Raw genomic sequence first — 11884 nt, forward strand, 5'->3', positions numbered from 1 at the left:
TTCAGACGACCCTGTGCGCGCCCTTGTGGCACAAAGCATGCGCCTCTGCCAACATCGCGGCGTCATCGGGCCGCGCGGCGAGTGAAACCGCGCGCCATCCCCGGCCCGCGCGCGCAGCGACCGATTCGCTGATCGCGACCAGCGCCAGATGATCGCGCGCGCCCCCGGTCAGCGCCGCGATTCGCGCGGCCGCGCGCCCCGAATAGGCGAGCAGCACCGCGGGCCTTTCGATCAGCGCCGCCCATTCGGACGGCGGATCGACCGGATCGACGGCATAGCAGGGAAGCGGCGTCAGCACGGTCGCACCGGCGACCAGCGGCGAATGATCGCGCCCGCACAGCCACAGCACGCGCCGGGCGCCCCGTGACGGCATGGCATCGATCAGCGTCTGCCCGTCACTGTCCCCCGTGACCGCGACGTGCAGGCCCGCCGCCGTCGCCGCGGCGGCCGAGGGCGCCCCCACCGCGTGCACCGGCAGCGCGGCAAGCCGCGCCAGCCCGGGCCCCGCCAGCCGCATCGCCTGCGCGCTCGTCACCAGCAGCGCGTCGAAATCGTCCGGATCGGGCACCGTCCAGCCCAGCGCGCGCGCCGCGAACAGCGGCAGGTGCCGCGCGTCGAGCCCCATCGCCCGCGCGCGCGCCACGGTCGCCGCACCGCCGGGGTCGGCGCGCGTCACCAGCAGCGGCAGCGCGGCCGTCATGCCGCGAACAGCCGCCGCACCGCATCGGGCGCCTCGTCGAGCAGGCGCCGCGCCAGCGTCGCGGCGTCGGCGGGGCCGGCCACCTGCGTCCAGCCCGCGACATGATCGGCGCCGTCCTCCGAATAGATTTCGGCATCGAGGCGCAGCGCGCCATCGTCCAGCCAGCGCGCATGCGCCGCGACCGGCGAGCGGCAGTCCCCGCCCAGCGCGGCAAGGAACGCGCGCTCCGCGGCGACCGCGGCATGCGTCGGCGCATGATCGACGGCGGCGATCAGCGCGCGCAGCGGGGCATCCTCCGCCCGGCATTCGATGCCGATCGCGCCTTGCGAGGCGGCGGGCAGCAGCAGGTCGATCGGCTGCGCCGTCCCGACCGCGTCCATGCCGAGCCGCGCGAGTCCCGCCGCGGCGAGCAGCGTCGCATCGGCATCGCCCGCCGCGAGCTTGGCGAGCCGCGTCGCGACATTGCCGCGCAGCAGCGGGGTTTCGAGGTCGGGCCGGATACGCCGCACCTGCGCCGCGCGGCGCGGGCTGCTCGTCCCCAGCCGCGCGCCGCGCGGCAGGTCGGCGATCGTCCGCGCGGTGCCGCCGTCGGGCACCACCATCCGGTCGCGCGGATCGGCGCGTTCGAGCATCGCGGCGAGGAAGAAGCGGTCGTCGCGCAGCGTTTCGACATCCTTGAGCGAATGCACCGCCATGTCGATGATCTTCGCGTCGAGCGCGATGTCGAGTTCGCGCGTCCACAGCGCCTTGCCCCCGACCTCGGCCAGCGCGCGGTCCTGAATCTTGTCGCCGGTCGCCGTCATCGGCAGGATTTCGAGCGCGCGCGGGTCGAGGCCGTGCGCCGCGACGAGCGCCGCCGCCGCGAGATTCGCCTGCGCCATCGCGAGCGGCGAGGCGCGGGTGCCGATACGCAGCGGGCTGGCGGGCGTGGGAAGCGGGATCGAAGTCATGCGGCCTGCTAGACCATGATGACATCGAATGGAAACGTCATTGCGAGCGGCGAATGACGAAGAGGGTCAATCCAAAATCATCAGAGTCCAGTCACCCGGAGCGGACGCATAGGGGCGTGCCCCCGCGAAGGCGGGGACCCGGTGCGGTGGAACGCAAACCCCGATTTCCTCCGCTCTGGGCTCCCGCCTTCGCGGGAGCACGCGGTTTTGTTTTGCGAAAAAGCGGAATCCCCACAGGCCATAGACCATGATGGCATTAGAAGGATTCGTCATTGCGAGCGGCGAAGCCGCGCGGCAATCCAGAGCAGGCGCAAACCGCTCTGGATTGCTTCCCCCGGATCAGTCCGGGGCCCGCAATGACGAAGTAGAGCCAATCCAAAGTCATCGGTCTGGCGCGGCTTGCCCTGCCGATAAAGGGGCGGGTATGGGTTGCGCAGCAATATGACCCTGATCCTCGGCCTCGAATCGAGCTGCGACGAAACCGCGGCCGCCCTGGTGGACACGAACCGCCGCATCCTCGCGCATCGCGTCGCCGGGCAGGAGGCCGAGCATCGCCCCTATGGCGGCGTGGTGCCGGAGATCGCGGCGCGCGCGCATGTCGACCGCCTCGCCCCGCTCGTCGAAGCCGTGCTCGCCGATGCGGGGCTCGCGCTGGCGGACGTCGACGCGATCGCCGCGACCGCCGGTCCCGGCCTGATCGGCGGGGTGATGGTCGGGCTCGTCACCGGCAAGGCGCTCGCGCACGCGGCGGGCAAGCCGCTGATCGCGGTCAATCATCTCGAAGGCCACGCGCTCAGCCCGCGCCTCACCGATGCGGAGCTGGCCTTTCCCTATCTGCTGCTGCTCGTCTCGGGCGGCCATTGCCAGCTGCTGCTCGTCGAGGGCGTCGGGGCCTATCGCCGCCTCGCGACGACGATCGACGATGCGGCGGGCGAGGCGTTCGACAAGACCGCGAAGCTGCTCGGGCTCGGCTATCCGGGCGGACCGGCGGTCGAACGCATCGCGCGGGACGGCGACCCCCACGCGGTGCCGCTGCCGCGTCCGCTCGTCGGCAGCGCCGAGCCGCATTTCTCCTTCGCCGGGCTCAAGAGCGCGGTCGCGCGCGCGGCGGCCTCGGGCGAGCATCGCACCGCCGACCTCGCCGCCTCCTTCCAGCAGGCGGTCGTCGACTGCCTCGTCGACCGCAGCCGCATCGCGCTCGCTGCCTGTCCCGGGGCCACCGCCTTCGTCGTCGCGGGGGGCGTCGCCGCCAACGGCGCGATCCGCACCGCGCTCGCCGACCTCGCGCACCGCTTCGACAGGCGCTTCGTCGCGCCGCCGCTGTGGCTGTGCACCGACAATGGCGCGATGATCGCCTGGGCGGGCGCCGAGCGCTTCGCCGCCGGGCTGACCGATCCGCTCGACGTCGCCGCGCGCCCGCGCTGGCCGCTCGATCCCGCCGCCGAGGCCGTGCGCGGCGCCGGGGTGAAGGCATGACGTCCTTCGCCCGCTTCGGCGTTGTCGGCGGGGGGGCGTGGGGGACCGCGCTCGCACAATTGCTCGCGGCCGATGGCGCCCCGGTGCTGCTGTGGGCGCGTGAGGCGGAGGTGACGGCGGCGATCAACGCCGAACATCGCAATCCGCTCTTCCTGCCCGGCGCGCCGCTCTCGCCGTCGCTGCGCGCGACCGACGCTCTCGCCGACCTCGCCGGCCTCGACGCGCTGCTGGTCGTCGTGCCCGTGCCCTATCTGCGCGCCGTTCTGGCCGACCTGCCGACGGACACCGCGCCGCTGATCTTCTGCAGCAAGGGGATGGAGGCGGGCAGCTTCGCCTTTCCGGTCGACATCGCGCACGCTCTGTTTCCCGAACGACCGCTCGCCGTCCTCTCGGGCCCCACCTTCGCGCACGAGGTCGCCGCCGGGCTGCCGACCGCGATCACGCTGGCCGCGGCCGATCCGGCGCTCGCCGATGCGCTGGCCCGCGCGCTCGCGCGCCCGCATTTCCGCCCCTATGCCTCGACCGACATGATCGGTGCGGAGATCGGCGGGGCGGTCAAGAATATCCTCGCGATCGCCTGCGGCATCGTCGATGGGGCCGGGCTGGGGCTGAATGCGCGCGCCGCGCTGATCAGCCGCGGCTTCGCGGAGATGACGCGCTTCGGCCTCGCGCGCGGCGCCCAGGCCGAAACGCTCGCGGGACTGGCCGGGCTCGGCGATCTCGTCCTCACCTGCACCTCGTCCAATTCGCGCAATTTCGCGCTCGGCCAGGGGCTCGGGCGCGGGGAAAGCGCCGCCGTCCTGATGCGCGACCGCCGCACCGTGGCCGAGGGCGCGTTCAGCGCGCCGGTGATCGCCGAGGCGGCCCGCGCCGGGGGCATCGACATGCCGATCACCGACACCGTCGCGCGGCTGGTCGCGGGCGAGACTGGGGTCGCCCAGGCCATTCAGGCCCTGCTCAGCCGCCCGCTGCGACGCGAAGGCGCGTGAGGACACCGCCGATGATATGCCGCGCGCAATTGCCTGCCCCGCCGCAGCGCGCTAAACCGGCGCGCGGGGAAAAGCAGAAGGGGCGCCAGGCTTGAGCCAGACGGACAGTGCGGCAACGCGCACCCCCGATTCGGCCGCGCCGCCTGCGCCGCTGGCCGATGCCGACGCCGCGGCGCTCGCCAAGGGCGGGCGGACCAATTTTCTCGGCTTCCTCCTGCGCCTCGTCGCGCGGCTGCCCTTCCTCTATTTCGCGGGCCGCTGGTACGGACCGGAGGCGGTCGGGCGCTTCGCCTTCGCCGTGCTCGTCATCGAACTGGTCGCGCAGCTCGCGACGCTCGGGCTCAAGCGCGGGCTCGCCGAACAGCTGAGCGCCCCCGGCGCCGACCATCGCATCGTCGTGTGGGACGGCATGTTCGTCGCCTTCGTCGCCTCGGCGGCGGGCTCGGCGATCCTCTTCGCCTTTCCGCAGCTCATGTTCCCCGCGGGCGACGTCGCGGGCTGGGATCGCTGGATGGCGACGACGGTCTTCGCCATCGCCGGCGCCGACATCGCGCTCGCCGCCTGCGCCTATCGCTACGACATCGGCGCGACGGTGCGCGCGCGCTCGGTCGTCGAGCCGTGGGTGATCAGCTTCGCGGCGTTCGGCTTCGCCTTCTATTCGCTGCGCGACGGGTTGATCCTTTCCTACGCCGCCGCGATGATCGCGACCTTCTTCACCGCGCTCGTCCCGATGGTTCGCCATTATGGCGGGCCCGGCGTCTGGCGGCCGCACCCTGCGCAGCTCATCTCGCTGGCGCGCCGCAACGCGCCGCTCGCCGCCGCCGACGCGATCGAATGGGGCACGCGGCGGCTCGATCTCTTCATCCTCGGCCAGTTCACCTCGCCCGCCATCTACGGCATCTATTACATGGCGCAGCAGGTCGCCTCGCTGCCGCAGAAACTCAAGACCAGCTTCGAACCGATCCTCGGCCCCGTCATCACCCGCAACCTCGCCGAAAAGCGGCTGGGCGCCGTCGCCGCGCAGGTCAGCCAGGTCGGTTTCTGGATCATCGCCGCGCAGGCCGGGGTCGCGCTCGCGCTCGGTATTCCGGGCGAGGCGGTGATGGGGCTCGTCGGCCCCGAATTCGTCAGCGGCACCACCGCGCTCGCCTTCCTGCTCGCGGCCGAGGTCGTCGCCGCGACCGCGGTGGTCAGCGAGGCGGCGCTGGTCTATGTCGCGCGGCACCGCAACCTGGTGATCAGCCTTGCGACGCTGGCGCTCCAGGCGGCGCTCAGCGTGACGCTGATCCTCGTCGCCCGGTCGATGGGCCTCGCCCCGATCCACTATGCCGCCGCGGTCGCGCTCGCGCTGATGCTCGCGCTCGGCTTCGCGTCGGTCGCCAAGGCGTGGCTGCTCGCGCGCATCCTGCACGCGCCGGTCAACAGCCTGCGCTGGGCGCTCGTCTGGGCGACCGCGGGCGCGGCGATCCTCGGCTGGGGGGCGACCAAGCTGCCCGAGTGGGCCGAACTGCTGTTCGGCATCCCCTTCATCCTCGGCATCTACGGCTGGCTGATCTGGACGCGCGGCTTCGGCCCCGCCGACCGCGCGCTGTTCCGCAAGCACCCTGAGACGGCGGAAGCGCCCGCCGGCTGAATCGGCCCCGGGCCTATGCCAGGCGTTCGGCGACCTTTGCCTTGAGGTCGGTCTGCGCGCGCGGGCCGACCTGCGCGATGATCTCGCGCGCGCAGACCGCGCCCATCGTCAGGCAGTCGGCGACCGGCCGGCCCCCGGCATGGCCGGCGAGGAAGCCCGCGGCGAACAGGTCGCCGGCGCCGGTGGTGTCGACCACCGCGTCGATCGGTTCCGCCTTCACCTCGGTGCGCGCGCCGCCGGTCAGCGCGATCGCGCCCTTTTCGCTGCGCGTCACGACGAGCAGCGGCACCTGCGGCGCGATGCGCGCGACCGCGGCCTCGAAGTCGGTTTCCTCCGCCAGCGCGCAGATCTCGACCTCGTTGGCGAACAGGATATCGAACAGCCCCTCGGCGATCAGCGCGCGGAAATCCTCGCCGTGGCGGTCGATGATGAAGGCGTCGGACAGGGTGAAGGCGACCTTGCCCCCCGCCGCGCGCGCCACGTCGATCGCACGCCGCATCGCCGCGCGCGACAGCGGCGGATCCCACAGATAGCCTTCGAGATAGAGGATGTCCGACGCGGCGATCAGCGCCTCGTCGATCATCTCGCGGCCCAGCAGATGGCTGGCGCCGAGGAAGGTGTTCATCGTGCGCTGGCCGTCGGGGGTGACGAGGATCAGGCAGCGCGCGGTCGGCGCCCCGCCCGCCAGCGGCGGCGTGTCGTAGGCGACGCCCAGTGTGCGCAGATCGTGCGTGAAGACGCCGCCGAGCTGGTCGTCGGCGACCTGCCCGATGAAGGCGCACCGGCGCCCGAGCGCCGCCATGCCCGCGAGCGTGTTCGCCGCCGAGCCGCCCGACATCTCGACCGCCGGCCCCATCGCTTCATAGAGGCGCGCGGCCTCCGCGGCGTCGATCAGCCGCATCGATCCCTTGGCCAGGCCCTCGGCGGCGATCAGCGCGTCGTCGGCGCGGGCGATGACGTCGACGATCGCGTTGCCGATCGCAACGACGTCGAAACGGGCGGTGGAGGCCATGGATGATCCTGTCTTGCGGGGGAAAACTGCGCGCGCCTTAAGCGGCTGCACGGCGCAAGGCAAGCGCGGCTCTTGACGCGGCCCGCCGCTCCGCGCCATCGCTGCGCCATGGCCCGCGCCGTCCAAGCCTTTCTGCTCGCGCTCCGCGACCTGCCGAACGCGCGCGTGCTGCGCATCCTCGCGCTCAGCCTCGCCCTGACGCTGCTGCTCTTCGTGGCCGCCGGCGCCGCGATCCTGTTCGCGGCGCGCCGGCTGCTCGATCACGGGCGGTGGCTCGGCGAAAGCGGCACCGACATGGCGAGCGCGCTGCTGGTGCTGCTGCTCGTCGCCGGGAGCTGGCTGCTGTTCCGCGCCGCCGCGATCGTCGTCGTCGGCCTGTTCGCCGACGGGATCGTCGCCGAGGTCGAGGCGCGCCACTATCCCGCCGCCGCGGGGCGCGCGGTGCCGGTCGGCTGGGGCCGCGGCATCCGCCTCGCGCTCGCCTCGCTCGGCCGGCTGATCGGCGGCAACCTCGTCGCGCTGCCCTTCTACATCCTGCTGCTGGTCACCGGGGTCGGGACGGTGCTGCTCGCGCTCGGCGTCAACGCGCTGCTGCTCGGCCGCGATCTCGAGGCGATGGTGCTCGCGCGCCACCCGGACCGGCCGCGCTTCGACCGCGGCGCGCGCTGGACGGCGGGCCTGCTGTCCGCCGCATCTTTCCTGGTCCCCGTCGTCAACCTGTTGGCGCCGATCGTCAGCGCGGCTATGGCCGTCCACCTGCTCCACCTGCCCCGGCGGGCGCCGACCATGAAGGACCGAGGATGATCCGCAGCCACCGCCCGTTCGCCGCCGCCGCGATCGCCGCCACGCTCTCCGGCTGCGCCGCCACCGCGGTGCCGCGTCCCGCCGCGCCCCCGACGCCGACCGTCTTTCCGCCAAGCACGCCGCGCATCACCCAGAACAACAACCTGGTCGGCCGCGACGCCGACAGCACGATCCGCCTGTTCGGAAAGCCTCGGCTCGACGTCACCGAAGGCGCGGGCCGCAAGCTGCAGTTCGCCGGATCCGCGTGCACGATCGACGTCTATTATTATCCGCCGCGCGTCGGCGCAACGCCGGTCGCCACCCATGTCGACGCGCGCACCCCCGACGGGCGCGACACCAATGTCGACGGCTGCATCGGCGCGTTGAGACGTTAGGGCGTCAACACAGCGGACAGCTCCGTCAGCGCCCACGCCGCCGCCTCGGCGACCACGGGCGAGGCATCGCCGGTCAGTTCGGTCAGGCGCGGGCGAAAGCGCGGGTCGCCGCTGTTGCCCGCCGCGATCGCGGCGTTGCGCACCATGCGGTCGCGCCCGATGCGCTTGATCGGCGACCCCGCGAACACCTGCCGGAACCCCGCATCGTCGAGCGCGAGCAGGTCGGCGAGCGACGGCGCCGCCAGCTCGGCGCGCGGCAGGAAGGCGCGGTGGCGGTGCGCGGTGTCCGCGAACTTGTTCCACGGGCACACCGCGAGGCAATCGTCGCAGCCATAGACACGGTTGCCGATCGCCCGCCGCAGCGCGACCGGGATCGGCCCGGCATGCTCGATCGTGAGATAGGAAATGCAGCGCCGCGCATCGACGCGATAGGGCGCCGGAAAGGCCTGCGTCGGACAGGCGTCCTGGCAGGCGCGGCAGCGCCCGCAGCGGTCGCGCCCCGGCGCGCCGGGCCCAAGCGCCAGCGTCGTATAGATGGCGCCGAGGAACAGCCAGCTGCCATGATCGCGGCTGACCAGATTGCTGTGCTTGCCCTGCCAGCCGAGCCCGGCCGCGGCGGCGAGCGGCTTTTCCATCACCGGCGCGGTGTCGACGAACACCTTGACCTCGGCCCCCGGCACCTCGGCGACCAGCCAGCGCGCGACCGCCTTCAGCGCCTTTTTCACGACGTCATGATAGTCGGTGCCCTGCGCATAGACCGAGATGCGCCCGCGATCGGGGTGCGCCGCCAGCGCCAGCGGATCGGCGGCGGGGGCATAGTTCATCCCGAGCGCGATCACCGACCGCACCTCGGGCCACAGGCCGCGCGGCGACCCGCGCTGAGCGGCGCGCCCCTCCATCCAGATCATGTCGCCATGGCATCCATCGGCCAGCCAGGCGTTCAGCCGCGCGGCGGTCTGCGGCGCCGCCCCGGCGTCGGCGATGCCGAACGCCGCGAAGCCGTGCGCGCGCGCGACCGCTTCGAGCCGTTCTTCGAGCCGTCCTTCGGGCGTTGGCAAGGCGTCTGAAACCATTGCGGCCCTATACGACAGCCGACGCGCCATGCCATAGTGTCGCGGCATTGGGATCGGGGACCGGATTTTGAGCGATTGCAGCGTCGAGGCGACCGGCCTCACCAAATATTTCGGCGCGTTCAAGGCCGTCGACGGAGTCGATCTCGCGGTGCCGGCGGGCAGCATCTACGGCGTGCTCGGCCCCAATGGCGCAGGCAAGACGACCAGCCTGCGGATGATGCTGGGCATCATCGATCCCGATGCCGGGGTCAGCCGGCTGCTCGGCGGCCATACGCCGCAATCGGTGCGCCACCGCATCGGCTACCTGCCCGAGGAACGCGGGCTCTATCCGGGCATGAAGGCGCGCGAAGCCATCGCCTTCATGGGCGCGCTGCGCGGGCTCGACTGGTCCGAGGGGCGCCGCCGCGCCGCCGCCTTCATGGCCGAGCTCGGCCTCGAACGCGTGATCGACGAAAAGATCCGCAAGATGTCGAAGGGCATGGCGCAGATGGTCCAGCTCATCGGCTCGATCGTCCATGCGCCCGACCTGATCGTACTCGACGAGCCTTTCTCCGGTCTCGACCCGGTCAACCAGGAGCGACTCGAAGCGCTGGTGCGGCGCGAGCGGGAGCGCGGCGCGACGATCCTCTTTTCCACCCATGTGATGGCGCATGCCGAGCGGCTGTGCGACCGGATCGCGATCATCGCGCGCGCGCAGCGGCGCTTCGAGGGCAGCGTCGACGATGCGCGCGCGCTGCTGCCGATGCAGGTGCGTTACACCCCGCGCGTCGCGGCCGAGGCATCGGCGATTCGCGCGCTGCTCCCCGCCGCCGCCGAACCGCATGGCGAGGCGTGGCATTTCGCGATCGGCGATGCCGACGTCGAACCGCTGCTCGCCCGCATCACCGCGAGCGGGTTCGGGGTGACCGGCCTGTCGATCAGCCGTCCGGCGCTGCACGACGCCTTCGTCCACATCGTCCGTCAGGTCGATGCCGGCTTTCACGCCGACGCGGAGGATGCGGCGATCGAGGAGGCCGCCGCATGACCCCCTTCCTTCGCACGATGACCGTCGTTGCGCGGCGCGACTTTCTGGCGATCGTCGCGACGCCGACCTTCCTGCTCTTCCTGCTCGCGCCGCTGTTCATGCTCGGCATGGGGCTGGCGGGGGGCATGGGCGCGTCGCAGCTTGCCGACAGCGCGCGCGGCACCGGCCGCATCGTCGCGGTCGCCGATGCCGCCGATCTCGAAGCGCTGCGCGCCGCCGATGCGCGCCTGCGCGCCGCGATGCCGCGCCCGCCGGCGACGCTCGAACTGCGCGCCGCCACGCCCGCGAACGCCGACCCGGTCGCGATCGCCCATGAAAAGGGCAGCGATACCTATGCGGTGATGATCGGCGCGCTCGCCGCCCCGCATATCGTCGAGCGCGAGGCGGGCGGCAGCGCCGGCCGTTATCTGGCGCTGCTCGCCGGCGAGGCGCTGCACAGCCGCGCGGCAGGCCCGCCACCGCCCGTCACGCCGCGTTTCGAGGCGCTCGCCAGCGGCGGCACCAGCGTCGCGCTTCAACAATCGATCGGCTTTGCCGCGGTGTTCGTGATCTTCCTCCTGACCCTGCTGCTCGCCGGACAGACGGTGAGTTCGCTGGCCGAGGAAAAGGGCAACAAGGTGATCGAGATCCTCGCCGCCGCGGTGCCGCTCGAAGGCGTGTTTCTCGGCAAGCTGCTCGGCATGCTGGGGGTCGCTATCCTCTTCATCGCCTTCTGGCTGGCGATCGCGGTCGTGGCCGGGCTGATCTATGCGGCCGGGCTCGACCCCGCGGCGCTCGCCGCCGCCGGCGCGGCGCCTGTCCCGGCGCTGGCGACCGCGCCGGCGACCGGCTGGCCCTTCTTCCTCGCCATCGGCTTCGCCTATTTCGTCATGGCCTTCCTGCTGCTCGGCGCGGTGTTCCTGGGGATCGGCTCGCAGGCGGGCACGGTGCGCGAGATCCAGATGCTCAGCCTGCCGATCACCATCTTCCAGGTCGCGATGTTCAGCCTGTCGTCGGCCGGGGCCAGCGCGCCGGGCAGCGGCCTCGCGACCTTCGCGCAGATATTCCCCTTCTCCTCGCCGCTGGCGATGGCGGCGCGCGCGGCGACCGACGAGGCGCGCGGCATCCACCTGCTCGCGCTCGGTTGGCAGGCGCTGTGGGTCGCGCTCGTCGTCTATCTTTCGGTGCGCCTCTTCCGTTCGGGGGTGCTCAGCGGGCGCGGCGACTGGCGATTCTGGAAGCGCCGGCTGCGCTGACTTTAGCGCGACGTGCGTGAAATCTGACACACCCTCTCAGCCGTTCGTGCTGAGCTTGTCGAAGCACCGTCCTTCTTCTTGCGTCCGCGAAAGAAAGAACGGCCCCCTTCGACTGCCTTGCAGGCGCTCAGGACAGGCTTCGACAAGCTCAGAGCCTGCCCCCGCGAAAGCGGGGGGCAAACGGTTCAGATATAATGCTCTATGGCCGGTGGAGATTCAGTTTTTTTCGCAAAACAAAACCACGTGCTCCCGCGAAGGCGGGAGCCCAGAGCGTATGAAATCAGGGTTTGCGTTCCACCGCACTGGGTCCCCGCCTTCGCGGGGACACGCCCCTATGCGTCCGCAAGCACCCGAACCCCCACAGACCCCGATATGGTGGACTCAAAGTTTTTGTCCTCATCGTCACCCCGGGCTTGACCCGGGGTCCCGCTTTTCCTCCGTCCGTGCGCGAAAGGAAGCGGGATCCCAGGTCAAGCCCGGGATGACGGGATCGATGGGGCAAACGTCAGATTCAGGCAACTAGGGTCTTTCCCCCAGGGTCGTTGACAAAGCTGTAAACAGTGGCATTCTGCAACCCGATCGGCCGCGCGAAGACGGCCGCGAGAGGAGCTGCC

11 protein-coding genes are annotated in these 11884 nt (G+C 71.7%); 7 read left to right on the top strand and 4 right to left on the bottom strand.

What is annotated here, in order from left to right:
• Position 1 precedes the first annotated feature (1 nt).
• Both AC2S9W_RS03825 and hemC read right to left on the bottom strand, forming a co-directional pair.
• Entirely contained in the window at positions 2–700 is a 699-nt protein-coding gene (locus tag AC2S9W_RS03825; RefSeq protein WP_076073367.1) for a uroporphyrinogen-III synthase, read from the bottom strand.
• Positions 697–1650 carry a hydroxymethylbilane synthase gene (gene hemC / locus AC2S9W_RS03830; RefSeq protein ID WP_486571650.1) on the bottom strand — a complete coding sequence of 318 codons (954 nt, stop codon included), beginning with the start codon at positions 1648–1650 and terminating at the stop codon, positions 697–699. The genes AC2S9W_RS03825 and hemC overlap by 4 nt, the downstream gene beginning before the upstream one ends.
• Before the next feature lie 441 nt (positions 1651–2091).
• On the opposite strand from hemC, the gene tsaD reads away from it, so the two are divergent.
• The 3 genes from tsaD (at position 2092) to AC2S9W_RS03845 (ending at position 5748) form a co-directional block, all read left to right on the top strand.
• Positions 2092–3126, top strand: a complete 1035-nt coding sequence (tsaD, locus tag AC2S9W_RS03835) for a tRNA (adenosine(37)-N6)-threonylcarbamoyltransferase complex transferase subunit TsaD (RefSeq protein WP_212598071.1) — start codon at positions 2092–2094, stop codon at positions 3124–3126.
• On the top strand, positions 3123–4115 hold the full coding sequence (locus AC2S9W_RS03840) for an NAD(P)H-dependent glycerol-3-phosphate dehydrogenase (protein ID WP_486571651.1): 993 nt from the start codon (positions 3123–3125) through the stop codon (positions 4113–4115). Before tsaD ends, AC2S9W_RS03840 begins: the two co-directional genes overlap by 4 nt.
• 91 nt (positions 4116–4206) lie before the next feature.
• Positions 4207–5748 (top strand): lipopolysaccharide biosynthesis protein, encoded by a 1542-nt coding sequence (locus tag AC2S9W_RS03845; RefSeq protein ID WP_486571652.1) that lies wholly within the window; start codon positions 4207–4209, stop codon positions 5746–5748.
• A 13-nt stretch (positions 5749–5761) separates the two neighbouring features.
• On the opposite strand, the gene AC2S9W_RS03850 is transcribed toward AC2S9W_RS03845, so the two are convergent.
• Positions 5762–6760, bottom strand: a complete 999-nt coding sequence (locus tag AC2S9W_RS03850) for an adenosine kinase (RefSeq protein WP_067180006.1) — start codon at positions 6758–6760, stop codon at positions 5762–5764.
• A gap of 108 nt (positions 6761–6868) precedes the next feature.
• On the opposite strand from AC2S9W_RS03850, the gene AC2S9W_RS03855 reads away from it, so the two are divergent.
• Complete coding sequence (locus AC2S9W_RS03855) at positions 6869–7564, top strand: EI24 domain-containing protein (RefSeq protein ID WP_486571653.1); 696 nt, start codon at positions 6869–6871, stop codon at positions 7562–7564.
• Positions 7561–7938 carry a hypothetical protein gene (locus tag AC2S9W_RS03860; RefSeq protein ID WP_067113076.1) on the top strand — a complete coding sequence of 126 codons (378 nt, stop codon included), beginning with the start codon at positions 7561–7563 and terminating at the stop codon, positions 7936–7938. The genes AC2S9W_RS03855 and AC2S9W_RS03860 overlap by 4 nt, the downstream gene beginning before the upstream one ends.
• Here the strand turns inward: AC2S9W_RS03860 and queG are convergent.
• Complete coding sequence (gene queG, locus AC2S9W_RS03865; RefSeq protein ID WP_212598074.1) at positions 7935–9011, bottom strand: tRNA epoxyqueuosine(34) reductase QueG; 1077 nt, start codon at positions 9009–9011, stop codon at positions 7935–7937. The genes AC2S9W_RS03860 and queG overlap by 4 nt on opposite strands.
• A gap of 67 nt (positions 9012–9078) precedes the next feature.
• Here queG and AC2S9W_RS03870 point away from each other — a divergent pair, with 67 nt between their 5' ends.
• Positions 9079–10035, top strand: coding sequence for an ABC transporter ATP-binding protein (locus AC2S9W_RS03870; protein ID WP_212598075.1), 957 nt, complete (start codon positions 9079–9081; stop codon positions 10033–10035).
• Entirely contained in the window at positions 10032–11270 is a 1239-nt protein-coding gene (locus tag AC2S9W_RS03875; protein WP_067113070.1) for an ABC transporter permease, read from the top strand. Before AC2S9W_RS03870 ends, AC2S9W_RS03875 begins: the two co-directional genes overlap by 4 nt.
• Positions 11271–11884 lie beyond the last annotated feature (614 nt).

The sequence above is a fragment of the Sphingopyxis sp. 550B genome, from assembly GCF_057401805.1.

Coding starts and splice junctions, on each gene's coding strand:
- AC2S9W_RS03825 (WP_076073367.1), bottom strand. CDS start 700: ATGACGGCCGCGCTGCCGCTGCTGGTGACGCGCGCCGACCCCGGCGGT.
- hemC (WP_486571650.1), bottom strand. CDS start 1,650: ATGACTTCGATCCCGCTTCCCACGCCCGCCAGCCCGCTGCGTATCGGC.
- tsaD (WP_212598071.1), top strand. CDS start 2,092: ATGACCCTGATCCTCGGCCTCGAATCGAGCTGCGACGAAACCGCGGCC.
- AC2S9W_RS03840 (WP_486571651.1), top strand. CDS start 3,123: ATGACGTCCTTCGCCCGCTTCGGCGTTGTCGGCGGGGGGGCGTGGGGG.
- AC2S9W_RS03850 (WP_067180006.1), bottom strand. CDS start 6,760: ATGGCCTCCACCGCCCGTTTCGACGTCGTTGCGATCGGCAACGCGATC.
- AC2S9W_RS03855 (WP_486571653.1), top strand. CDS start 6,869: ATGGCCCGCGCCGTCCAAGCCTTTCTGCTCGCGCTCCGCGACCTGCCG.
- AC2S9W_RS03860 (WP_067113076.1), top strand. CDS start 7,561: ATGATCCGCAGCCACCGCCCGTTCGCCGCCGCCGCGATCGCCGCCACG.
- queG (WP_212598074.1), bottom strand. CDS start 9,011: ATGGTTTCAGACGCCTTGCCAACGCCCGAAGGACGGCTCGAAGAACGG.
- AC2S9W_RS03875 (WP_067113070.1), top strand. CDS start 10,032: ATGACCCCCTTCCTTCGCACGATGACCGTCGTTGCGCGGCGCGACTTT.